Consider the following 26,962-nt stretch of genomic DNA (forward strand, 5'->3'; position numbering starts at 1 on the left):
TTAAACAACGTGATTTGAACAGCTGTTAGGGGAAGAAATCCTGTGGTGTACTTGTTATTAATAAACAAAGTTAATACGCAGTTTGTTGTACTTGCTGTGTGTCTGCTTCATTTTCCTGCACACGTTGCCGAAATGGAATTGGCCAATGTTGTTCGTGATACCACTGGTGGCAGAAGCAATGCGACTACGTTTTATTCTCGGTTACTGAAAAGCGGTGTTCTCGCAGCAGCCTCATCTCTTTTTCCACATCACCATCAAATAACGAGAAACGCAGACAGCAATCAGCTTTCTTCTTTCAGTCAAATAACACTCGGCGATTGTTATATCAACAGTCCAAAAGGTGAGGACGCGACGAGATCTTCAAGCACCCAGCGTATGCAGGGGCTGCTCAGATACGTAGCTGAACAGAATAGGGGATCGCTCCCGATAGATCACCGCATATTAGAAAAAGACGCCTGGAGCCTATGCAGCGCAGTAGAGTTTGCATTCGGTCCGGTTTCACCACTCCATTTCATCACCGGCAGTCATCCGTCCGAACCAAGAGGCAACGATATCGGTGACGCACAATTTCAAACTTACAAAACAGGGAACTTCAATGAATTGTGAAAGCGCATCACCTCCAAATAGTTATTCGTTAACGTCTTCACAGATGGAGATATATCTGGATCAGGCTCGCGACCCCAGTAGTACAGCGTACAACACAGGTGGCTATGCACGATTTTTCAATCCACTTGATGTCGAAGCGATGCAACGCGCCATTGATAGTGTAATCAAGAGTCATGACGTGTTTCATATTGCATTTACAGAGCAGGACGGAGAAGTCGTACAAACCTATAATACGTCAAAGACAAAAGTACAGTACCTGGATTTTGCCGATTGTGAGGATCCGCAAACTGAAGCTCGAGTATGGGTTGAAGAGCAATTTCAACTGGTATTTCAGCTAAATGAGCATGGCCTCTACAGCACTTATGTCCTCAAAGTCTCAGATAAGGAGTATTGGTTAGTACTCTATGCACATCATCTCATCTTGGATGGCCTAAGTTACGGCATTTGGACCGAAAATATTTTCAGAGAATATTTTGCTCTGACAGGGGGGCGGTTCAAAGAGGTTGACGAACCAGTCCAATTTCAAGAGCTCGCCGAAAAATCATACAAGTATGCAGCAAGTAAGTCCTTTGCGAAGTCGGCTGGATTCTGGCAGCAGCAGTTGGAGCGTCAGTTTGAACCAGTTTTAAAGCCACGCCACACGTTAAGCGATAGTGACTCTGGAACATGTATGGTGAGCAAAGTAATTTGCCCTGCCTATTATCAACGCCTGATTGATTTTTCAGAATCTATTGGTACCACTATTCATCAGCTTTTTATCGGCACACTTTACAGTTACTTCGCAGCGTGCTCCGGAAGGAAACTGATTCCAATTTGTTTACCTTTTCACAATCGTACCGGCCCTGCAAAGCGGGCGATAGGGTGCTTTGCCAGTGTAAGCCCGTTGTTGTTGAATGTTGATACGACCAGCTCTTTCCCCGATTTACTTGCTGGCTTAAGCGATGGGTTACGGTCAATATCGCGACACACTAAATATCCAATCAGTAAGGTGCTGCATCAGGCCCGAAAACATCAACCACATATCAATCATCTTTTTGATATTAATTTTAATTACTACAAAGTTGCATTCGATATTGATACGAATGGCGCTGAACTTGAAACAAACTCATTGCGCACAGGACAGCAGCCCCCTTTCAAGTTTCATTTGTGTGAGTTCAGGGCTAAGCAGGACATTCAAATACAAATAGAGGCACAGCTAGCCTATTTCTCAGAGCATGAGTGTGAAAGCATTTTAGAACGAGTCATGTTCATGATTGAGCAAATTGTCGCTAACCCACAAATTCGTATAGATGAGTTCAAGCTTGTTGGTCCCAAAGATCAAAACAATTATGCAAATCTCAATCACAGAGCTAATGAAGTCAGTAGCCTTAGCAATATAACGCTTTGTCAGCTATTTGAACAACATGCTCATGACAAGCCTCACGATAGTGCCATTGTATTCAAAGACCAATCTCTCACGTTTGAGGCGCTGAATAAAAAAGCGAATCAATTGGCCAATAAGATTTTAAACCTTAACGCCAAGACTGATACAAATGTGCCCAAACCGGTTGGCTTATGTGTTAATCGCTCTATCGAAATGCTCATCGGGCTATTAGGCATTGTCAAAGCGGGAGCCGCTTACGTGCCGATAGATCCAAAAGCCCCCGCAGAGCGGCTTAGGTACATACGAGAAAATGCAGATTTGGACATCATTGTTTCAGATCATAGCAGCAGCGTGCTTTTGCCAGATGCCCTGCCGCATACAGTGCTAATCGATGAGGCGCTCGATCCTCAATGGCTCGCGCAATACTCGGTCAGTAATTTGGGTGTACCTGTGTCATATGAGGACGCGATGTACATTATTTACACCTCTGGCTCTACTGGACATCCCAAAGGCGTAAGTGTTTCCAACGCCAATGTCATGCACTTGCAAAATGCTATGGTGAAGACACTAAGCGAACATAATTTGCAAGCCCCATTCAAATGGGCCTGGAACGCGCCCGTATACTTTGATGCCTCCGTTCAGGCACTTACCCTTCTTGCAAAAGGCGCAGAGCTATATCTTCTGGATGATGAGCACAGAACTGAGCCTGATCTGCTTGCCCGATATCTGGATAGCCAGAAGATTGACCTTCTGGATACCACCCCGTCACTGCTGGATGTTCTGATTAAAGCGGCTGACTTCGCGCAAGTGAAATTACCTAACTTACTTGTTGGTGGAGAAGCGATTTCATCGACACTCTGGCAGCAAATCAGCAAGCACTGTAATCGTTCAAAGCGTTTTGCTCTGAACGTGTATGGGCCGACAGAGTGCACGGTAAACACAACATTTGCGCTAATTGAAGCGAACCGGGCACCAACGATAGGTAAGAGTTTACCTGGAACGGAAGTATTTGTTCTTAATGAAAGCAAGCAGTTACTCCCTCATGGTGTTGAAGGTGAGCTGGCAATTGGTGGTCATGGCGTCGCCCAGGGGTACATCAATAATCCGGTGATGACTGATAAACATTTTATCAGTCATCCAAACATTGGCCGACTTTACCTTACTGGTGATCTGGTCAGTTTGTCAGCGGACGGAAACCTGGAATACAAAGGTCGTGTTGACCATCAAATAAAGCTGCGCGGCCACAGAGTTGAACTTGGGGAAATTGAGGAAGTGTTATGCCGACATGACAGCGTCAGCGGTGCGGTAGTAACGTTTGAAAATGAACAACTTAGAGCCTTTGTTGTGTCAGAGGACGTTTCTCAGAATGCGCTTCAGCGATACCTTAAAAAATTGCTCCCTTCCTATATGCAGGTTAGCCACATCGAATTTATTCCAGAGATTCCCATCACGATAAATGGGAAGAAAGATCGCAAAAAACTTGCGGCGATGAAAGTGGAATCAATTACAGACCAGTACGTTGCTCCTCAAAACGAGACTCAAAGTGCCATTCAACAAATTTGGCACAAGCTCCTTGAGCGCGAAGACATTGGCATAGAAGACAACTTCTTCGATATCGGCGGGCATTCGTTAATGGCTATTCGCATTGCCAGTGCCTGTAGGGAGTTGTTTCAGGTGGAAGTCAAACTTTCTGAATTTATGGAAGCACCAACCATAAAGCAACTTGCCGAACGAATCATTAATGCAGCAAAGGCTCACAGCGCTGCTGCTCAAGTTATACACACAAATCTGAATCCTAAAAATAATCAAAGGGTAATACTATGAACGCGGAAAACATTATTAATATTTGTTTAGAGCAAGAAATCTATCTGTCGGTCGACAACGGTAACTTGCAGGTTGATACCAACAAAGATGCGCTCTCAGAGGATACGCTGGCTTTGCTAAAGGCGCAAAAGCAAGAATTGGTGCGCTACATTCAGGCGTTTCAGGCTCAACAGACGGCCTTAACGCGTCAGCAATTGAAAAAAGTAACTCACGACGGCCCGATACCGTTATCATTTGCTCAACAGCGTTTGTGGATTGTTGACCGAATGGAAGAGGGCGCTGCACAAAGCAATGTCTCCGCGCCTTTTCTATTGCATGGCAAGCTAAATAAACACGCCATGCAAAAGGCTGTTAATACCATTATCGCTCGTCACGAAGTGCTTCATTCAGTGTATCGAGAAAAAAATAATGCATGTTTTCAAGAACCTCTGACTCAGTTTGATTCTACTATTCCGTTAATTGATTTAAGTCAATTAACGGACGATGAATTTGATCAAAAAGTGAGAGAGTTGGCAAAGGTAGAAGCACTCACGGCCTTCGATCTGGCGAATGACCTGATGTTGCGAGTGACGTTACTGAAACATGCTGAAGATAAACATGTTGCTTTATTCAGCATGCACCATATCGCTTCTGACGGCTGGTCTGTTGGTATTTTTATTAAAGAACTCAATCAATTATATAGCGCTTTTTGTCAGGGACTGGAAAACCCACTTCCTGAACTGGAAGTCCAATACAGTGACTATGCGCACTGGCAGCGAGAATGGATGCAGGGTTCCGTCTATGAAGAGGAGTTGGATTACTGGTTAAATACCCTAGATGGTGCACCACCAGTACATGACATCCCGTTAGATAAGCCCCGTACAGCCAAGCCCAGTATTGTTGGTAAAAAAATAAACCGGACGTTGTCGTCCTCTACACTTAAAAAACTCAACGATCTTTGCAGGTCTGAGGGCGTTACTCTGTTTATGGCATTGCAGACGCTGTATGCCCTGACGGTGAGCAAATTCAGCAATGAAGATGACATCGTTATGGGCACCCCGGTAGCAGGCCGAATGCATCAAAATGCTGAGCCGCTTATTGGTTTCTTTCTCAACAATCTAGTCTTGCGTTCGAATGTGAGCGGCAACCCAACCCTCACAGAGTTGTTAGCAAACAACAAAAAAACCATTCTTGATGCCTTTGAGCATCAAAATTTGCCGTTTGATGCATTGGTGGAGGCGATTAACCCAGAGCGTACCAATAGTCACCAAGCGCTCTTCCAACTTTGGTTTGTGTTGCAAAATCATGAGAGTACTGACTTTGCATTACCAGAATTGAGCATGACACTGCAGGACTGTAATGAGTTTATCCACTTTGATTTGTCGTTAGAAGCGATAGAAAAAGACGGGCAATTAGAGCTTGGCTGGCTCTATCAATCGGACATATTTGAACAGCAAACGATTGAGCAAATAGCCACTGCTTTTGAAACTTTAATAGAAAGCGCATTGAAAAACCCTGAAAGCAAAATCAATCGCTTGGAGTTTGTTAGTAAGCAAAGTAACCAGCCATGGCTGACTTACGTTGAATCAGACAACACGAACGACCGCTCATTAATCAGCATGATTGAACAGCGTAGCAAGCTAAACCCTGAAGCTACGGCGTTGATGTATGAAGGAAAAATGCTGAGCTACGGACAGCTTGACGAAAAATCAAACCAGTTAGCTAACTATTTGATAATGAACGGTGTTGAACCTAACTCATCGGTTGGTCTTTGTTTACCACGTTCACAGGAATTGCTGATCGCTATGCTAGGGATTATGAAAGCAGGCGCAGCTTATATACCACTCGATCCAAATACACCAGCGCAAAGGCTCGACTATATTCTGAATGAAACGCAGGCGAGTGCATTAGTTGCGTTTTCCGACACTAATATGTCCGGTGAGGATGCGCAGGTGTTTGTGGTCAACATGGAACACGAGGGGTGGAGAACAGCTAGTCATGCGCAACCAGGGATTCAGATTAGCAGAAATGATTTAGCCTACATACTTTTCACATCCGGCTCTACCGGACGACCTAAAGGCGTCGCCGTCTCGCACGGTAGTGTAACTAATCTGGCAAACGCCATGCAGGAGATTCTGGCAGATCGGGGCTTAGTTGGCAGTTATAACTGGGCATGGAATGCACCCACCGTATTCGACGCCTCTGTGCAGGCTTTAACTCAGCTGGCGTTTGGCGTTGAACTGCACATGCTCACTGAGGAAATGCGTCGGGACCCCAAGGCATTAGCAACCTATATCAGCGAAGCTGAAATCGACATATTGGATACCACTCCGTCATTGGCCGAGCTGCTTGTGCGGGAGTGTGTTGAGATGGGGGGAGATCTTCCCAGCATGCTGATTGGAGGTGAGGCAATCAGCGCTGAGTTATGGCAACAACTTGCAAATTATTACGGTCAGCGAGATACATTCGCATTAAATGTATACGGTCCTACAGAGTGCACGGTTAACTCAAGTTTTGCAGACATCACGCCATCTAGCACACCCAATATTGGCTCAGGGCTACCTAATGTCAGACTGTTTGTGATGGATAAAAGTGGTGAGGTACTGCCCGCAGGTGCAAAAGGCGAGTTGTACATCGGCGGCCAAGGCGTGGCCCAGGGGTATGTAAATAACTCAGCACTGACAAAAGATAAATTCATCAATTCAGATCAGTGGGGAAGATTGTACAAAACCGGCGACCTCGCCAGATATGACAGCAACGGTCAACTCGATTTCCTCGGCAGAGTTGATTTCCAGGTGAAGCTGCGTGGCTATCGAATTGAGTTGGAAGAAATTGAGTCAGTAGCCCTTGAGCACCCGGGTGTTCAGGAAGCGGTGGTTTTGGTCAAAGACGAGCAGCTGGTGGCTTTCTTAGTTTCTGATGTCATGCACGAGAACCACATTCTTTCATTTCTTGAATCCCGCCTCCCTAAATATATGTTGCCTTCAAAGGTCGTCATGCTGTCTGAGGTACCTGTCACCTCCAATGGTAAGCGAGACCGAAAGGCATTGTTAACGTTAGATGTTGAAATAGAGCCGGTAACGTATGTTGCGCCTGAAACAGAATTGGAAGCAAATATTCAGGCCATTTGGCAGGAGTTGCTCGGACTAGAAAATATCAGTGTGGATGCAAACTTCTTCGAAATTGGCGGGCATTCATTACTTGGAATTCGTCTTGCTAGTGCCTGCAGAGAGAAGCTTGATGTAGAACTGCCTTTGAAAGTGTTAATGGAAGGTCCCACGATTAGGGCGTTGGCACAGCAATGTGAATTTTACGAAAAGCAACGCCAGGTATTAGCAGCGACAAGCCAGACATTTGCGTCTGCTGATGCGGAGAGAATTGTGATATGAAAATGCAGCACATTATTGAACAATGTGCGCAGCAGGGGATCAGTATCACTCTGGAGGAGAGTGGTATTGGTCTTACCGGCGACAAGCACATGCTAACCCCAGAACTATTGTCACTTATTAAAAACAATAAGGAAGAATTAACCGCTTACATTCAGTCTTTCAATAATGGGGCTACCAAGGCAGATGGCAGCACTATTAAGGCAATTGACCGCGGTCAGACACTGCCGTTGTCACCTACTCAGGAAAACATTTGGCTCGCCAATAAAGTGACTGGGGCATCTGCTGATTTTAATATGCCCGGCGCGTGTGAAGTTAAGGGCGCATTCAATTTTGATGCAGCCACGTTCGCGCTTAACGAAATTGTACGTCGCCATGAAATTTTAAGAACGTGTTATGTCAATATCAGTGGGGCGCCTGCTCAATTTATTCAACAAGAGAATAGACTCGCAATTACGCGCCATGATTTGACCAGCGTTGCGCCCGATATTAGGGCGGATGCGTTAATCGAGTTACTAAGAGAAGACATAAAAAAGCCGTTTGATCTTGAACTAGACTTAATGTTACGTGCCTCCTATATCGAGCTGGAGCGAGGCGAAAACCAGCGCGGAGTTCTGTTGTTCAACACTCATCATATTGCGTTTGATGGATGGTCAATGGAAGTGTTGCATAGCGAGTTCTTTGAACTCTACCATGCCTTTATTACAGGTACGCCAAGTCGGTTGCCAGAGCTGTCAATTCAATATGCAGATTACGCCAGCTGGCAAATTAACCTCATTGAATCACAGGTGTATCAACAGCAATTTGCCTATTGGAAAAAACAGCTTGAAGACGCACCAGCATGTCATTCGTTACCGCTATCGTATGAAAGGTCTCTGGAAAAGCAGCAAGAGGCCGCGATTGTGGAGCGTAAAATATCCGCTCATACCGCAAAAAAGTTAATCAATCTGGCTTGTGCTTTCAAAATGACACCATTCATGTTGCTACATGGGGCGTTAGCGCTGGTGTTGGCAAGGCATAGTGGCAGCCAAGATATCGTGATAGGCACGCCGTTCGCTAATCGACAGCAACCCGAACTTGCTTCGTTGATTGGCTTTTTCGTAAATACGTTAGTTTTGCGTTGTAATACCAATCACCAACAGCTCGGTGAATACTTAAATCATATAAAACAAATTCATGTTGAAGCGCAATCAAATCAGGATGTCCCTTTCACGAAACTGGTTGATACACTCAAGATTGCCCGCAATCCTGCATATGCCCCTCTATTTCAGGTCATGCTTACCACCCAAAACAATTTTGGCGTCGCACAAGGTGAGCCCACTATGGCGCTTGCAGGCAGCACGTTATCTGTCCTCGCACCTGACGCGGTGTCAGTTTCTTCCGCTTATGATTTAGATGTCAATATTAGCCTGAGTGAGAAGGGGGCCAGTGTGAAATTCGTCTACGACATTGCCCTGTTCAGCTATGATAGTGCGGACGAACTCAATCTGCATTTATGTCAGCTATTGGAGAACCTAGCAAGTCATGCTGAGACGGTACCATCAGATATCCCCATGTCAGCACTCACGTTACTGTCCGAAAAAGAAACATACAAACAGTTCGCGTTGTTAAACGGTCCCAAACGAGCATTCGACAAAAGTGTGTGTGTACAAACCGTTATCGAAGAACAGGTTGCAGTTTGTCCTGACAAAATTGCTGTCGCGTTTGAAGGTAAGCGCTACACCTACCAACAACTTAATGAGAAAGCCAATCAACTTGCCCATTTGTTAATTGAAGAGTTTGGTGTCGGACCCGACACTATTGTTGGGGTTAGCATGAAGCGCTCGTGCGAACAAATCGTCACAGTGTTGGCGATCATGAAGGCGGGGGGAGCGTATTTACCGCTCGACCCAGATTACCCGTCTGATCGGCTCAGGGAAATGATAGCCGATGCAGGAATAAGCCTGTTGGTGGCTGATGAACGGTCTTCTGCGGCCCTGCGGCTTGACTCTTGCTGTGTACTTGCATTTGAAACGTGTGATTTTAATAATTTCCCCTGTACCAATATTGACCCTGTCAGCATAAACCTTACGTCGAATAATCTTGCGTATGTCATTTACACATCTGGCTCAACAGGTCGTCCCAAAGGCGTAATGATTGAACACAGAAACTTGCATCACTTTTTGTTGAACACTAGGGAACGCTACCGAATAGCCACGAGCGATAATGTTTTGCAGTTCTCCACCATTAATTTTGACATTTTTGTGGAAGAAGTATTTGCGACGCTGTGTAGCGGCGCCACGTTAACCCTACGAAATGAAAAATGCGTATCTAGCCTAGATGACTTCTGCCGTTTTTGTAAGCAAAACCAAATAACCGTGGTAAGTCTTCCCACTGCATTTTGGCATCAGCTTAATGCGGGGCGATTCAAGCTCAATTTTAATGGCTTACGTTTAGTTATTTTAGGGGGGGAAGCATTACAACCTGAGGCGGTGACTGAGTACTTTGAGCAGGTTGAGGACGTTGAGTTAATCAATAGCTATGGGCCGACGGAGGCTACGGTTACGGCAACCAGCTACCACCTGTATGGTGAACACGTAAACAAAACAGTGCCCATTGGCGAGCCAAACGTCAACACTAGTCTATTTATTCTTGATAACCAAATGGGGCTGGTACCCACCGGTTCAGTTGGAGAGCTGTATATCGGTGGGAATGGATTGGCGAGAGGATATTTAAACCAGGATGCGCTTACTTCAGAACGTTTTTTGCCGAATCCCTATTTCAACTCAGCGGATGAACTCAGTAGTCGCAGGCTGTATAAAACCGGTGATTTAGTTTCCTGTGATGGCAGTGGAAACCTGAGGTTTCATGGCCGCTTAGATGACCAGGTTAAAATTCGAGGATTTAGAATTGAATTAGGTGAGATTGAAAACAGGCTCGCGCAACTACCCACGGTAGGCATGTCGATGGTTATGGCGCCCAGAGGTCCGGGCGGTAAAAGTCTCGTCGCTTATGTGCAAAGTACACACAACGTGCCGGACCGATATGAGTACATTACCTCATTGAAGACGGAGTTATCATCGCAGCTGCCAGACTATATGGTACCGCAGACCTTCGTTATCGTTGAGCAGTGGCCTTTAACGAAAAACGGGAAAGTGGATAAAAAAGCGCTTGCAGAACTGCGAAGCGACGATGTCAGTTCTACATTCTGTGCACCCCAAAATGACCTTCAAAAATCGCTTCTCAAAATTTGGTCAGAGGCGTTACAAATAGCGCCAGACAAGTTGAGCGTTACAGCCAACTTTTTTGAGATGGGCGGCAATTCCTTAGCGGCCGTGAAACTGGTTACTACGATAAAAGATCAACTTCATCTCGACATTTCGGTGGCCGACATCTTTAAAGCGCAAACGATTTGTAATCTGGCTGGCAAACTCGAATGCAGTATCCCACTGAATCGTGCACCGATAACAAAGGCGAAGCGAGAGAAGCAGGGAATGCCGTTGTCATTTCCTCAGCAACGCCTCCACTTCATCGATAAGCTTCAAGGCTCCAGCGCCGAATACAATATGCCAGCGGCACTCGAGGTAACGGGTACGCTTGATGAAAACGCAACGCGTATGGCGTTCGAGGCCATTGTCCAGCGCCACGAAGTCCTGAGGACTGTTTTCAAAGAATCTGAAGAAGGTGTTGTACAATATATACAAGAAGGGGTTCCATTTACGTTGAGTCGCTTTGATCTATCCCACTACAGCAAAGACCTACGCGACCAAAAATTACAACAGCTTATCGAGAATGATGCCAAAACTCCTTTCGACCTAGGCCAGGATATCATGCTGAGAGCGAGTACTATTCTACTGGCTGAGGGCGATGCGAACAGCCCGCGTCAAAGTATTTTGATGTTCAACATGCACCATATCGCTTCTGATGGCTGGTCGATGGATATCCTTGTGAATGAATTTCTGATTCATTATCACAATGTCACTACCGCACAGACTAGGATGCTGCCCGCACTTAATATTCAATACGCTGACTTTGCCGTATGGCAACGAGAGTGGCTGAAGAATGACATATTGGAAGAGCAAACGCGTTACTGGAAACAAAAATTGGAAGGTGCGCCGACCTTACATTCACTCCCATTGGATCAGGTAAGACCGAATAAAAAGCAATTCGATGCTGGACTCATAACCGATAGTATGCCAAGCGATATAGGAGCGGCTTTAGGTTGTGTTGCGAGAGAATTTAGCATGACTCCCTTTATGCTTTTACACAGTGCTCTAGCGCTTGTACTGTCTCGCCACAGTAACAGTACAGATATGGTTATCGGTACGCCTGTAGCTAATAGATTAAACCCCGAAGTTGAACACCTTATCGGCTTCTTTGCCAATACTCTGGCGCTACGGGTGAATACAGATCACGAGTCGCTAGCCGATTACCTAAACCAGGTTCGCCAGGTGCATTTGGAAGCTCAGAAGTATCAGGATCTACCATTTGACTTCTTGATAGAGCAGTTAAGAGTACCGCGTGACACTGCGCATTCACCACTGTTTCAAATAATGTTAACCACAGGAGAAAAATCAACAGGTCGGGAACAGGCACCTTTATTGGACGCTATTCCCGGAGTGCAAATTACGCCAATGGCGTCAGACAACGTCGTTGCCAAATTTGATCTCTCTGTACATTTAGATATGGATGATAATGGCGTGATATTACGCTGGATATACGATAAATCATTGTTTAATGCTACGTCCATTTCCAGATTAAATACGCATTTGAAAAACTGTTTAGAAAGCCTTGCAGCGGTTAGTGGTTTCTCTGAAAATACGCCTCAGTTAAGAGACATTGCAATCTTGTCTGAATCGGAAATACAGGACCTAGTAACTACTGCTAAAGGAGCGTTTTCTACTTTCCCAGCTGACATGGCGCTGCATCACTATATTGAAGCGTATGCGAATGAGACACCCGATAAGACAGCGCTCTTGTGTTGTGGACAGCGTCTTTCATTTGCGCAGTTAAATGAAAAAGCTAATAAGCTTGCGCATTATCTGATTGAAGAAAATGACGTTAAGCCTGGTCAGTTAATCGGTTTGTGTACCGCGCGTTCGAGTGACATGGCCGTTGGTATTCTATCTATTCTTAAATCGGGTGCGGCATATGTGCCGTTAGATCCCGCATCCCCAAAATCACGGCGTGACTATATTGTAGAAGACGCAAAGTTGGAGCTTGTCCTATCGCAATCGAAGTATGTAATCAACAGACAGTTTGAGAATGTGAAAGCAATCAATTTTGAGGCAGGGCAGCGCCAGCATCTGGCGTCTCACAACCCGAATGTTCAGCTGCCACAAGCGAACAGCGAACAACTGGCCTATGTCATTTACACCTCTGGTTCTACCGGCAAACCTAAAGGCGTGTGTCAGTCCCACAAAACACTATTGTCTTTTTGCCATGAGTTTGAAGAGCAACTTTCCATATTGAACTCCAGTGATGAATCGCCCTGGCTATGGACATCATCTTATTCATTTGACGCCTCTTTAAAAGGGCTCGCAAGTCTGGCACGTGGTAAGGCCGTTGTCATTGCAACGGATGACGAAGCTGTCAACCCGGCTAAATTAGCCAAGCTGATGGCTGAGAACAATGTCGATGTATTTAACGCGGTACCTCAGCTATTAGATTTGGTTGTCGATGAGCTTTCATCTGAACCAGTAAACCTCATTTCCAGTGGTGACACCCTGTCAGGAAAAATACTGAATAAATTGCTTAACTACACCCGTACCGTGGGGACAAAGCTGCTCAATGCCTACGGTCCTACAGAAACCGGTGTGAACAGCAGTTTCGCGCTAATCGAGGATCAGAGTGTTATCGGTAAAGCGACGCGTAATACCGAATTGCTGATTTTAGATAGTTGCGAGCGGTTAGTACCGCAAGGAGCCATTGGCGAGCTACACATCGGTGGTGAAGGCCTAGCAATAGGTTACTTGCATAAGTCAGAACTGACGTCTGAGAAGTTTGTTTCTAATCCCTATTACGACGATACCTGCATCAGCAGTAGCCCAAAGCTATATAAATCTGGTGACTTAGTACGCATGTTAAGTGACGGTAATCTTCAGTTCATTGGCCGCATTGATGACCAGGTCAAGATCAGAGGATATCGAATTGAATTGGGAGAGATTGAGTCTGTTTTATCCAGCCATAAGACCATTGTGTCAGCAGCGGTTGTCCTGAATCAGTCCTCAGAAGACAACGCACAATTGGTTGCTTACGTCGCAGTACGTAACGCTGACACAATAAGTCTGGAGAGCCTCAAAAGTGATTTAAGGCAGGCATTGCCTAGTTACATGGTGCCAGATCACTTTGTTGTATTAGGCAGTCTGCCTGTAACAACGAGCGGGAAGCTTGACCGAAGTGCCCTGCCAGCGCTTTTCGAGCGTCCAATCAATCCAACCTTTATGCCTGCGCGCACGGCATGGGAGGAGAAGGTTGCAGAGATCTGGGCTGCGCTCTTAGGTGGCAGTGCCACACGTTTGAGTATAACCAGCGACTTCTTCATTTCTGGGGGGCATTCCTTGTTAGTGATAAAGCTGCTCAATGAGATGAAAAAACGTTTTGATATAGACGTCACATTGGCCGAATTGTTTGAGGCCAGCAGCATTCAAAAGCAAGCTTTGCTAGCAGAGCGTAAACACAATTCGTGTAGTAAAGCGCATGAAGTGCAATCGTTTGAAGAGCAGAGCCTAGTAACACTGCAAGCAGGTGCATCAAATCAACGGTCTGTATTCTTGATACATCCAGTCGGAGGCAGTGTTGTTTGTTACGGCGAACTGGTTAGCAGGCTCTCTGACGATCTGCCTATTTACGGCATTCAGACACCACAGGATAGCTTTGAAAGTCTTACCGCGATGGCAGGTCACTATCTAGCGCTGATTCAAGCCAAGTGTCCTTCTGGGCAGATTCAGGTTGCAGGTTGGTCTATGGGTGGCGTTATCGCGCATGAAATCCAGAGGTTAGCGTATCTTCAAGGCGATATTGGCGTTGAAGTTGTCATGATCGATTCCTATCCGACAACCCACGATGGTGAGCTTACAGATGACCTGTCACTCATGTACACCATGGCAAATGAAATGGGTATATCGCTGTCACAGACGCAAATTGAACAAGCTAGGTTGAATGGTTCTAAAGCAGCGTTACAGCAGCTACATGCAGTGGCAGTAAGGCAGAGCCGACTTCCTGCTGATTTTGGTATTGAGACGTTTTATCAGCGTTTTAACGTGATAAGACAAAATCACACGCTGCTCAATCAACACAAAATGGAACAAAGTCCCGGACACATTGTGCTTATCGCCTCTGATGACCAACCTTCACCACATGATTGGGAGGCCTATTGCGAAAGCCTTGAGACCACCGTTATCAGCAACAGCGATCACTTTAGTATCGTGACGTCACCCTATATCGAGCAGTTAGCAGAAGCGCTTGCTCGGCTACTCATTAACAGCACTCCATTGCAGTGTGCTAACTAACACAATCTCACTTTACCGATAAGGAAAAAAACTATGAGCATTTCTATTAAACCAGCTGGAGTTGAATCGAATTTACCTAATCAGATTATTGGGAAAGAGTTGTTTCGGCAGAACGATGTGTCTGAATCCGTTTTGTGTGAAGAAAGGGGTTTCCCTCTACTCCTTCGGTCCAACTCGAAAAGCACATCGCCAGCTCAGTGGATTGCACAGAATCAGCAAAAGATTCAGCAATCGCTCAATCAATATGGTGCGTTATTGCTCAGAGACTTTCAGCTTTCAGACGAAAATGATTTCAGAGAAGCGGCCAATCAGTTTATCCCCACTATTGCTAAATACATGGAGGGAGCTACTCCTCGCACAGATTTAGGAAAAGGGACGTATACTTCAACGGAGTTTCCTAACGAATTAAGTATTGCGCAGCACAATGAGTTGTCTTACGTAACGCAATGGCCTATGAAAATTGCGTTTTGTTGTCTCGTTGCGCCAGAGCAAGGCGGGGCGACGCCCATTGCTGATGTCCGCCAGGTTTTAGCATTTATAGACAAAGATGTTCGCGATAAGTTTGACGCACTGGGTTGGACACTGGTACGAAATTTTGGAAATGGATTAGGCCCAACCTGGCAAAAATCATTTAATACTCACGATATCGAAGAGGTTAAAGCGTATTGCCAACGCGCAGAAATCGATCTTGAGGTAATCAGTGAGTATCAAATCAGAACGCGCCAAACCCGACCGGCTATTCGCAGGCATATTCATACAAACGAGCAAGTCTGGTTCAATCACGCCGCGTTTTGGCACCCTTCAAGCCTCTGCCCAATTATCCGTAAAGAGCTCGTGTCACAATTTGGGGAAGATGCCCTCACTTACAACACTCTTTATGGAGACGGGTCTGTTATTGAAGATGAGGTGATAACGCATATCAACGAGGCATATGACAAAGCGACAGTGTCATTCCCATGGAATAAGGGAGACTTGATGTTGATGGATAATATGCTGGTGTCCCACGGGCGGGCCCCATTCGAGGGGCAGAGACGTATTGTTGTATCAATGGGTGACCCTGTGAACAGCGAAGCTAGCATGTCATAACCTCAGTTGCTTTTACTTTTAAGCCTAAAAATCAGAGAAACAATTATGTTATTTTTCTTCTTAAAAAAATTCAAAGGGATCATGCTTATCTCAGGTCTTCTGAGCGTTTTCACTGCGGCGGCGTCTCTAGGCCTGTTTCATGTGGTGGGCGAGTATGGTGAACAAGGCTTTTCGTTAACGACGGGTGGTATTTATCTTGGACTGCTAACCTTTTTGTTATGCAGTTCTATGCTCGCCAGCTATGCGCTGTCGTTTTTTACTTCACGTTCTATACACGGTGTGAGGCACTCGCTGGTAACCCGGATCTTAGGGAGTAAATTCACAACCTTAGAGAAAGCCGGTCGTTCGAGGCTATATAACGTCTTAACCAATGATGTGAATGCAATATCTAATGCACTGGCGGAAATGCCTGCCTTTATCTATAACGCGCTGTTGATGATAGCGTGTTTTGGGTATCTGATTTACCTGTCACCAATTGTTTTTGCCATAGTGATATCTACCGTCGTTGTTGCAGGTGTGTTCACCAGCGTCATTATGAAGCGCATCAGCAAGGATGCTTTTGCGCTACGCAGTCGGCAGGATGAGGTTTTTGAAGGCTATAAGGGGCTGCTGGAGGGGTCTAAACAACTCGCGTTAAGTTCCTTCAGGAAAAAGCACTATTTGGCCAACGTATTAAACCCACAGTTGGATAATCTAAAGGAAAGTGAGCGACGCTACGGTTTTTCTTGGGATATCAACCGCAATATCAGTCAGTCTTTAATCTTTTTGGTTCTTGGGGCTGTCATTATTGTTAGCCAAACGATGCAATCCAGCCACTTGGTAATGAGCTATTTGCTCATTTTAACCTACCTTGCCGGCCCTTTTGGGTATGTAATGGGGCTGTGGCAATCAATTATCAGAGCAAAAGTGTCACTACAGAAGATAGAAAGCTTACAGCTCGATGATCAAATGTATTCTAATTGTGAGATTAGTCATGAGCAACCTGATATGCACTGGGATTGTATTCATTTTGCAGATATCGGGTTCAAATACACGGAAAGTGCAGAACAATTTACTTTGGAGCGGATTAACTTTTCCCTGAAAAAGGGAGAGGTAGTTTTTGTCACAGGCGGCAATGGCAGTGGTAAGTCAACTTTCATGCACATATTGTTAGGGTTGTACAAGCCCACGTCCGGTCAAATATTGTTGGATGGTGAGCCCGTAACAGAGGCTACTATTTCGCAGTATATGAACAAAATGGCTATCGTTTTGCCGGACTTTTACTTATACAAGTCTTTGGTAGGGAAAAACGGGCAAGAAGTTGATCGAGAAAAGGTCAATGACATGTTGCGGCGTTTCGATTTAGATCAGAAAGTAGTGCTGGATGAATATGGTTATGAGTCCGTTTCATTTTCTATGGGACAAAGAAAACGTCTAGCCCTGATTTCTGCCATTTTAGAAGACAAAGAGATATATGTTTTGGATGAATGGGCTGCTGATCAGGATCCTCACTTCAGACATGTTTTCTATACACAAATTATTCCTTGGTTAAAAAGTCAGGGAAAAACTATTGTCGCTGTCACACATGACGATAAGTATTTTGATTGCGCTGATCACCAAATTAAGTTCGACCTGGGTAACATGGAAGAAGTAAACCGCCAACTAACCTCTGCAGCGTAACAACGCTAACGCAAACCTGGCTTGGCATCGAACTGAATGTTCGATGCCTTTTTTGCGGTGTTACTGGTATTTTGTCTTTACCAACATGCCCTCTACATGACAGACACCTTTGTAAATTTAAATACACATAGCGGAGTTTGATAGACTGTTCAATTTCCGTTTTGTCACAAATGGCTTAAGATCGAAGTAACGATCAGGCAACACCCTCACCATTATTGATAGGCGCGATTTATGGACGACTTAATTGCCTAAATGGTTAAAGTAATAGTTTTACTCACTCGGTTTGTTTTTTTTCACTACCATAGTTCAAAGCGCGTTGCTGATCAGACAAATTTAGAGGAATATTGATATAAGAAATCTCTTATCGACAAATAAAGGAAGATACGGCAGCATAACTTAAAAAATGAACAGTTGAACGCACGCGTTTGGTTGGAATTTGTATGAACAAGGAAGAATGGGATGGCAGTATATATCCGAGTGTTCGTTATCTTTTTGAGTTTCTTAGTGATAACTAACGCAAGTGCAGAATCGACTAGTATTGGTCCCGACGTCGAGACCTTATTAGCACTTAAAACAGACGCTATAGAATATGCAGAGAGCGGGGCAGTAATACTCAGTCGCAAAACCGAAATTACGGTTGACGAGCAACGCTTAGAGTCTACCAAATATTACCGCGCTATCTATATTGCAAGCGAAGAAGCGGTATCTGACTATTCAAAATTAGTTAACTCGTTCAATGCTTATTACCATACTAGTAGTATCGATTTTGCTCGGGTAATTGCTGCTGATGGTCAAATTTTCAATATGCAAGACGATGCTATCTCTGAGGTGGCAGCGAATAACGACGATTACCTTGATGATATGAAGCGAATTGAGTTCGCTGTGCCTCAGTTAAAAGTGGGTAATATTATCGAGTACCAAATTAACGAAAAGCAGACCAAAGCGATTATCGATGGTGAATGGTTCACCGGCATTCGCTTTAACCACGTAAAGTTTTTGCCGCAGAAAAACTGGGTGCGAATCGATCCTATTCTGACCTCGTTAACAATACTCACTATTCCAAATTCCGTTGATTTATATATCGAAAGTCGAAACACTGATTTGTCTCCGCTTGTGACGAAAAGTGGAAGCACAACGCAATACGAGTGGAAAATGGATAAGTTAGAAGGTATTGAAATTGAGTCTGGCATGCCGCCAATCGATGAAACCTTACCCCTCGTTTACGTCTCTACTATGAACAATTGGAAAACAGTAGATGATTGGTACTGGGACTTATTCAAGCCAAGCCTGATGCCAGCAGATAATGTTACCGCGTTAGCGAATGAACTGTTCAGTGGCCAAGATACCCAGACCGGCAAAGTAAAAGCGGTGTTTGATTACATGCAAAAAAATGTTCGTTATATAGGTGCGCATGTTAACCGTGGAGGCTACCAACCTCATACTGCACAAGAAGTGCTACAGAACGCCTACGGCGATTGTAAAGACCAAACCACTCTTATTGTTGCTCTGCTCAACGAAGCCGGTATTAAAGCATCGCCAGCGTTAGTTAATACTTACAACGGAAGTGTTGTATTTGATGATTTACCAGCACTTAACTTTAACCATATGATCACCTACGTGACCACGGATGAAGGTAGTTATTGGCTAGATACTAGTGGTCAAACGGGCACTTTCCCGGGATTGAGCGCCATGCTTGGGGGCAAACGTACATTCGTGATAACTGGCAACGCGGGTCAGCTCGTGGAAGTTCCCCATGTTGACCCTGAAGAGAATGTGGCAAAAGTGGCGGTTGATTATTCACTGAATGATTCTGCATTAAGCGCATCAGTGAAGATGAGTTTTGACGGTCAAGTGGAAACGAATCTTCGAAATTATTATCAATTTTCGCCAGAAAAGCGCGCTGTAGTAGAGCAACTTCTGTCGCCATTTGTTCACGATAATCGAGTAACGTCGTTTACAGCAACTGATCCTGCAGACTCTGCCACACCTTTTGAAATAGAAGGGAAGTTTGTAGATTTACTTTCTATTACCGAAGACATTTCTCGTTTTCATTACAGCATGAACTATGCGCAAATTTTAAAAGTCTTTACCGGTTTTTCTATCATGGAACCTGTATCTGAGCGTGCTCAAGACCTATATATACAAATACCCATTACGGTAGAACTTTTTATTACTTATCCAGCCCCTTGGTCAGATGCAGAACTAGTGCAAAATGGGCCTGCCAGTAATTATCAAAACCCATTTTTTGAAATTACACATACTGCGCAGCCTAGTGACAACGAGGTAACAAGTACCTCAAAGTTTGTACTGTATGCGCAAACCATACCGGTTGAAGAATATGCGGCCTTTTTTAATGCTATTGATGCCTTTCAAAAAGGCAGCGAGAGTATGTTCGTCTATGACAAGGTGATGGCAACATCACCGCAAAGCCACGAAGCGTTATCGATAGAAGAGCAAATAGCGCACTCGCGAGCCTTACTTGATAGTGGGCGCTTTGACGAGGCGTTGGAATATGTTACCGAACTTGCTAATGGCAACAAAGATAATGGGGAAGTGCAGTTTTTACTGGGTATTGTGCATGGTTTCAATGGCAAAGACGCGCTGTCTGAAGCGGCGTTCGAGCGTGCTGAATCGCTTGGCTATCAGTATTAGTACATAAAGGATTATTAGATGATGTTTTACCGAATTGTACTACTTGCTGGTGCGATATTACTGAGCGGCTGTGAGTCTACTTCAACCCAAAATGTAAATGCCTCGCCTGAACTCGTTGGTTTAGAGCAGCAGGTTAAGAGTTATCCCAACGATTCGCAGGCATTACGCAATTTAGTTGAGTACCAGCTGAAGGCGTTTGAGCGAGAGCCGGATTATGACTTATTGAATAAGCTGCAAAGCAATTTGCAACAAGGCATAAAACAAGCGCCTAACGATCGGTATTTTGCTTTTCACTATTACCGGTTGAATTTGCAATTAGCATTTGTAGAGCAAGAGTACGACGAACAAAAGTGGCAAGGTTTTTATAATCAGCACCCGTTCTTGAGTACGTTAGATATTGCACCGCCGGTGTATGTCTCTTACTTACTCGAGCAACCCCAAGATGAAAAAATGTTAGCGGCGTTAAAACAAACGGTTCGTGACAATCCATTTTTTATGAATGGGGCTTTAGAGTTAGCTTATTATTATTATAATCAGGATCAGGTTGAATTAGCGTTATACATTGTAGATGCGGCGCGCAAGCGAGATGACAACTACCCAGATCTAAAGTCGGACTGGGTGCTTTATCAAACCGAGTACGCACTTAAAAATATGTGTGATACCGGCACTTACAAGCCATTAGACGATATCATTACCGAAAGCCGACTTCTTACGCAGTCGTTTCCCAATGACCCATTTCAGTTTAATTTGCTCGCCGATTTATTTCGTCTTAGCAATAAAACCACACTGGCCGTGTATACCGCACAAAAAGCGGCAAAGTTAGATCCTAGTTATCAAAGTTACTTAAATGAAATGTATTTATGGGATACCAAAATCGATAAAGTCATCGACTATGAAATAACTGATGCAGATAGCAAAGCAGAGGTTTTACTTACCCAAATTTACGCAAATATTGTGGCGGGTAATTGGGATAAGGTAGGCAGTCTTGCTAGTCGTTATAGTCAAGTTGATGAGGCTAGAATTTATGGGGTACTTTATGGTGCTTATGGCTATAAAATGCAGGGCAATAGCCAAGGACATCGTGAGTTATTAAACTTTGCCTCTGAGCACCTCGAACTGGACGATTGGCAAAAAGGGATGCTTAGCTTTGCCAAAGGCAGTATTGATGAAGCGCAATTGATGGCACGGGCGAGTGATCGCTGCGAACAGTCTGAAGCCCTATTCATTGCAGCGCTAAACCACATAGAAAACGACAACGCTGAACTTGCAGAGACCTACTGGCAGCGTATTTACGAACTTGATATAAGAACGTTTTTCGAATTCGCAGTAGCGAAGAATAAAATTAAAGCTGCAAAAAAGTAGCAGGGCTAGACCTATTTTAACGTAACGGGGTTCCCGTCAGGGTTCCCCATACAGCTTTTTTTTCAAATAAAACGGTGAATAATTACCTAAATGTTTGTTTAAGCCTTAGGGATATATTTTTCAATTAACCTATCAAACGAGCTTTTTTGCAGGGGCTTAATAATGTAACCCTTAGCTCCCTTTTGCATCGCTTTAGTCACCGTGGCTTTATGTTTATCCCCCGACAACATAATAATTGGTGTGTCAGCATTTAGGCTTTGCTCCGAGTTAGCCTGGCCTACAATGTAGATGCCGTTAGTGTCTGGTAAATTCACATCCATCAGCACAAGATCGTACTTTTTGGCGGTCAAAGAAGCGAAGGCTTGCCTGCCTGTGGTAACGGTATCGCAATGCATCTTATATCTATCAATCAATCGCTTAGTTAATTGAATGCTAATAATGTCATCCTCAACCACAAGAATAGAGGGCGCGTCGTTCTTTTTTGCCAGTATTTTTTCAGGGTCGATATCTTGGTTGTATAGTCGGTTAAAGACATAGCCCTTGTCTTTTTCGTCTGCGCTTGTTTCAGTGCTCGCACCTGTCGTTGCTTCTTCAGCGTTAGTCTTTGACGTTAATTCTGCGGTTTTTAAATCAAGGGTTTTTTCTAATAAGCTAATTGCCCTTGCTTGCAGTTTAATTAGCTCTGGGCGAATTTGGTCTGACTTTATTTTAGATAGGGTCTCTTGTAACTTGGCAATATCAAGGTCTACGGACTGCTCCATTTCTACCCGTGTTACTGCGCGTTCTAATGCGTTTTCAATTTCTACAATAGAGCTTTCAAACTCTAACTGTAATTGATTTTTGTAGTCTAGGCCTTGTTTTAAAGCCTGCTTCATTTTGTCATCAAAATGGTCGATTTTGCTAAAGTAGGTTTGTTGAGCCAGCATCTCTTTATCTTGAACATGCACCCCTAGTTCGCTGAATAAATGTTCGCAAATTAATATAATGCGATGTAGTTCATAAACCGGCCGGGCAATCATGTAATCATCGATAATCCCAGCCGCATGGGCTTCATAAGCTTCTCTTTCAAACTGACGAGGTATTAAACTAACTATCTTGTGGTTGCATAGATGGTATGATTTTAGTGCTTCCAGTGTGCGGTAATAAGTAAACAAGCTTTTCTCTAATGAGTCGCCTGTCAGCAAAAGCACTTTGGGCTTAGAATCAATTAATAGCTTGCATAAGTCTCTTAAAGAATCACAGGTAACGTAGTCATCAAAGTGCTTCTTAATAACCTCAAGAACGATTTCGTCACTTTGCGGCTCTGTAATGTAGAGTATAATTTGGGCTTCACTGGAGTGAGTCATGATTTTCCAAATACTTCCTTATATGGGTAATGAGCTCTTCAATAGCGAGTTTCATTTCTTCCCAATCTAACAATATGAGTGGTTCTGCGGGAATTTGACGCCCTATATGTTCCACCGTTTCGCACTTCTGGCTTAAATGATAAGCACCAACAATTCTGGCACTACTTTTCAATCTGTGAGCAAACTTCGAGAGGGTTTGCCAGTCTTCAACATCCACTACATCAAGCATAAGAGGCAAGTCTTTACTCAGGCTTTGTTCAAACCCGCATAAATAGTCGTACTCCTCTTGTGGGCTAATATCGCCAACAATTTCGGTGAGTGCTGAAATATCAAAAACACGCGTAGAATCAACCTTACTATTAACCTCACTACTGTCATCAAAAAAGTCCGCTTCAAAGAGGAGATTTTCCGCATCGTGTTCATCTGTGACGGTTTCCACAGAGGAAGTCAGGGCGGATTGTTCGCTGTTAAGACGGCTAATTAAATCTGCTAGGGTTTGCAAGGTTAAGGGCTTCATTAAGATTCTATCGACACCCACCTCGTTACAGTGAGCCTGACACTGCTTAGAATTGTCGGCGGTAAGGATTAGCATGGTAGACTTGGGTCGCTGTTCACTTTCTTCTAAACATCGCAAAATACCAATCAGTTCTCCACCAGTAATGACGGGCATCTGGTAATCGCTAATAACCACATTGAACGGCTGTTGTTCGAAGAAAATAATCGCTTCTTCAGCAGACATTGCAAAGCTTGCTTTAATGTTCAGCGCATCAAACTGTTTTTTGAGCACGTAAATATTATCTGGGTTGTCCTCTACTACTAAAATTCGCAATCGGTCGGAAATGTTTTTGGGTGACATACTTGCAGCAGTAGCCGACAAGGAAGGGCAGTGTGGTGCTGCTAGGCTTAACAATTCGGCTAACTTGAGTGGAGCGAGATGAATTTGCTTAATAGTTAACTGGGCATGCATATTCACATTATCCACGAGCAGCGCGATTTGATGCACAGGGATAGGAGGCCTGTTATCTTGCAATGCCTGTTCAATATTAATCAATTCGGTTTCACAGCCGCTAGATGCATCCAGTAAGTAGAAGTGGTTTGGCAATGCGTTACTGGGTAAGGCGTCTGTTAAGATGGCCTTAAAGTGGAATCGCTGTGCATAGCGATTGAGGTCGTTAAAAAATACCGCGCTGTTAGTTTCAAAAGTGAACGTGTCTAAATTTGCTGGCGCTAGCTCTATTTCCGGCGCAGAACAGGCTTCTAATGGTAGTTGCACCACAAAGGTAGAGCCTTTGCCTAGCTCACTGTCTACATAGATACCGCCACCCATTAACTGTACTATTTTCTGACAGATGCTTAACCCAAGCCCGGTGCCACCAAACGTTTTGTGAATATCATCATTAGCTTGGGTGAAGCGATCAAAAATCGTATGTACTTTAGTACTCTCTATCCCAATCCCATTATCAATAACGTTGAAGTGAATGTAGTTGGTTAAATCATCTTGCAATACCTCAAGGCGAAGTGTTGCATTTAGCTTTTGATTAAATTTCAGACCATTGCTAATAAGGTTTGTGAGTACTTGGGTAAGGCGAAGTTCATCTACACTAACAATTCGAGATATGACGGGATCGACAAACAACGTAAGTTCCACATTTTGCTGCTTTGCCTGTCCATAGAAGGTGTTAATTAGCTCTTCACACAGTACTCTCAAATTAACGTCTGACGGCGAGAGCTGTACCATATTGGCATCAAACTTAGTGAAATCTAAAACATCATTGATGAGGCTTAACAGCGAGATAGAGCTTTTAGACACTCTTTTTAATAGCTCATTCCCTTTAAACTCTTCTTGATGCTCGCATAAATCTAGCAGACCTATAATGCCATTTAATGGGGTGCGTACCTCATGACTCATTGCTGCCATGAAGTTGCTTTTTGCATTGCTAAGTGCGGTGGCTTCATTAAAAGAGATTTCGAGTTGCTCGTTCAGCCCTTTTATTTGTGACTCATTGATAATGAGGCCAACACGTCCACCTGTGAAAGTGAGATTATCGCGATACTCATAGAATTGTCCGTCGGGCGCTGTGAACGACAAAGACATCTCTTGCTTACTATTAAATTTCCGTCGTAAAAAGCGATAGGTAACAGCCTGTAGATGGCTATCCCCTTGTGCGAAATAGTCACTAAAATCGTTAAGAATGGAATCTAATGGCACACCGTTTAAACTTTTGTTCCCGCAAAAAGGGAATATGTTTTGGAATTGCTCATTAACTAGGTCAATCTTTCCGTCACTACAAATTATTGCGGCATCGGGTATCTTATCGATTGCGGTAACCAAGTTATAGTATCGTTTTGCTAGCGCAGATGGCTTAGAACGAGCAATTTTAACTAGAGTCCTCCCATGTTCCATGGGCATGGCCGTGCACAGTTTTTCTTCGCCTTCTATCACGCAAAAAGCCAGTTCTTGCTCGCCGTTTAGCAAAGGTACTATGGCATCTATAATAATTGGCAAATTGGAAGACAGTGCCTCACTTTCATTCAACTTATTATTTGAAGCCAGAATGTCCAAGTCGTTATTAACCACAAGCACGGGATGATAAAACAGATTTATGAGACTTTGGGTTTTTTTCAGGTCTCTATTAATTTCAATATCTTTTATAGTCATGAAAAGGTGGTCTATTATTGAAGAATCGCCAAACAGTTTTATAAAAGCCTGTCTTAAATATTTATTACATAAGGTTTTTCTAATTAATTTTGTTCTCGCTTTGTAATAAAGCCAGTTAAAACCGCGACAATTTTAATGTAGATGACAATAGCGATAATTGCGAAGATCAGCGTGGTTTAGATAAGGACAATTATTGCTTCCCAATGCATTTTAATTAGAGGCCGATTTTCAGCCGCAGCCTAGTAATCTTATGGAGTAGCCGATGGTGAAGGATGTGTTAACTGCAAGGCAGCTTGTATTTAACGAAAACCACGAAATCTATGCTTGTGAGTTCTTATGCTTAGATGAAGGGGCGGAAGATACCTCTTCAAGTGTAAATGTGTGCCCATCAAAAAGGTTTATGACCACAAAGCGATTAGCCAGTGTTTGTGAGAGTATCGCTGAAAGTGAACGGCATTTAGATGTACCTATTTTTATCAATGTCGATCAAACCTTCTTGAGTGAAACTGATGATATTTATGCGGTAAAACCAAACATAATTTTGGAGATATTGGCTTCGGTAGAGCCTACGGAATCAAACCTGAAACGTATTCAGCAATTGCGACGCAAAGGCTTTGATTTTGCGCTAAGCGAATATGCATTAGACCCATCTAAAGCTTCTTTTTTTAAATACCTTAAAGTAATAAAAGTTGATGTGCTTAACGTGACCCAGTCACAACTTAGTAAAAGCCTACCAATTTTAAAGAAGTCGAAGTGCTTAATACTGGCAGAAAAAGTGGAAAGCCAAACGGTATACGAAAATTGTAAAGCGCTAGGGTTTGACCTATTTCAAGGCGACTTCCTTGAAAACCCTACCATTATTGGTGGAAAAGAAATAAGCGAAAAACAAAACAGTAGTCTGCAGCTAGTATCTGAATTCAGTAAAAACGACATAGAGGTTGATAAGGTCGCAGAAATCATTTCATTAGATCCTGTGCTGACTACTAAAATTTTGCTGTTAATTAACTGCCCGCTTTATCAACTGGTTCGAGATGTAAACAGTGTACGGGAAGCCGTTGTTATCTTAGGGCTAGATGTTGTTAAGCAGTGGGCAATTGTTATGTCGCTAATGTCTGTTTCTACTAGCCCAACTGAATTATTCCGGTCATTGTTAGCGCGGGCAAAAACCCTCGAACTTATTGCGTTTAATAATCAGGATGAGGAGGTTTCGCTTGACCCCTTAGAATGTTTTCTAGTGGGATTGCTCTCAGGTGTAGATGCCATTTTTAAAGTGAACATGGAGACATTAGTCGGCAGTTTGAAACTAGAAGCCCATTTAAAACAAGCGTTACTAACACATGACAATGCGCTAGGTTCCTTGCTTATTAATGTGATTGGTATTGAGCGATTTGATAGCCAAACGTTCGAGCGCTTATCAAACCAAGATATTTGTCTTTATGGTCGTTGCCAACAAGACGGCGCGTTATGGGCAGATACCGTAATGAAAAATCTATGATCAGCTTTTCAAAAGCATAAAATGTTGTTCTAGTTTAGAAGGTAACGACATGTAT

At 43.8% G+C, this 26,962-nt stretch carries 10 protein-coding genes; 8 read left to right on the forward strand and 2 right to left on the reverse strand.

What is annotated here, in order from left to right:
- Positions 1-595 precede the first annotated feature (595 nt).
- The 7 genes from AV939_RS01250 (at position 596) to AV939_RS01280 (ending at position 21,407) form a co-directional block, all read left to right on the forward strand.
- The gene (locus tag AV939_RS01250) at positions 596-3,793 is read left to right on the forward strand and encodes a non-ribosomal peptide synthetase (RefSeq protein WP_057794647.1); all 3,198 of its coding nucleotides are present in this window, start codon (positions 596-598) and stop codon (positions 3,791-3,793) included.
- Positions 3,790-7,161, forward strand: coding sequence for a non-ribosomal peptide synthetase (locus tag AV939_RS01255; RefSeq protein ID WP_057794644.1), 3,372 nt, complete (start codon positions 3,790-3,792; stop codon positions 7,159-7,161). Before AV939_RS01250 ends, AV939_RS01255 begins: the two co-directional genes overlap by 4 nt.
- Complete coding sequence (locus AV939_RS01260; protein ID WP_061996861.1) at positions 7,158-14,648, forward strand: non-ribosomal peptide synthetase; 7,491 nt, start codon at positions 7,158-7,160, stop codon at positions 14,646-14,648. Before AV939_RS01255 ends, AV939_RS01260 begins: the two co-directional genes overlap by 4 nt.
- 33 nt (positions 14,649-14,681) lie before the next feature.
- The gene (locus tag AV939_RS01265; protein WP_082604987.1) at positions 14,682-15,734 is read left to right on the forward strand and encodes a TauD/TfdA family dioxygenase; all 1,053 of its coding nucleotides are present in this window, start codon (positions 14,682-14,684) and stop codon (positions 15,732-15,734) included.
- A gap of 45 nt (positions 15,735-15,779) precedes the next feature.
- A complete protein-coding gene (locus tag AV939_RS01270) occupies positions 15,780-17,393 on the forward strand; it encodes a cyclic peptide export ABC transporter (RefSeq protein WP_057794641.1) in 1,614 nt (537 codons plus the stop codon).
- 459 nt (positions 17,394-17,852) lie between these two features.
- Positions 17,853-20,045, forward strand: a complete 2,193-nt coding sequence (locus AV939_RS01275) for a DUF3857 and transglutaminase domain-containing protein (protein WP_057794639.1) — start codon at positions 17,853-17,855, stop codon at positions 20,043-20,045.
- A gap of 18 nt (positions 20,046-20,063) precedes the next feature.
- Positions 20,064-21,407 carry a hypothetical protein gene (locus AV939_RS01280; protein WP_057794637.1) on the forward strand — a complete coding sequence of 448 codons (1,344 nt, stop codon included), beginning with the start codon at positions 20,064-20,066 and terminating at the stop codon, positions 21,405-21,407.
- Between the two features lie 98 nt (positions 21,408-21,505).
- Here AV939_RS01280 and AV939_RS01285 read toward each other — a convergent pair whose 3' ends face one another.
- Together AV939_RS01285 and AV939_RS01290 are read right to left on the reverse strand one after the other, a co-directional pair.
- Positions 21,506-22,753: a response regulator gene (locus tag AV939_RS01285; protein ID WP_057794635.1), complete on the reverse strand. Its 1,248-nt coding sequence runs from the start codon at positions 22,751-22,753 to the stop codon at positions 21,506-21,508.
- The gene (locus tag AV939_RS01290; protein WP_057794633.1) at positions 22,737-25,412 is read right to left on the reverse strand and encodes an ATP-binding protein; all 2,676 of its coding nucleotides are present in this window, start codon (positions 25,410-25,412) and stop codon (positions 22,737-22,739) included. The genes AV939_RS01285 and AV939_RS01290 overlap by 17 nt, the downstream gene beginning before the upstream one ends.
- Before the next feature lie 262 nt (positions 25,413-25,674).
- Here AV939_RS01290 and AV939_RS01295 point away from each other — a divergent pair, with 262 nt between their 5' ends.
- The gene (locus tag AV939_RS01295) at positions 25,675-26,907 is read left to right on the forward strand and encodes an EAL and HDOD domain-containing protein (RefSeq protein ID WP_057794632.1); all 1,233 of its coding nucleotides are present in this window, start codon (positions 25,675-25,677) and stop codon (positions 26,905-26,907) included.
- The last annotated feature ends 55 nt before the right edge of the window (positions 26,908-26,962 follow it).

It is taken from the genome of Alteromonas sp. Mac1 (assembly GCF_001562125.1).
Taxonomy (GTDB): Bacteria; Pseudomonadota; Gammaproteobacteria; order Enterobacterales; family Alteromonadaceae; genus Alteromonas; species Alteromonas stellipolaris.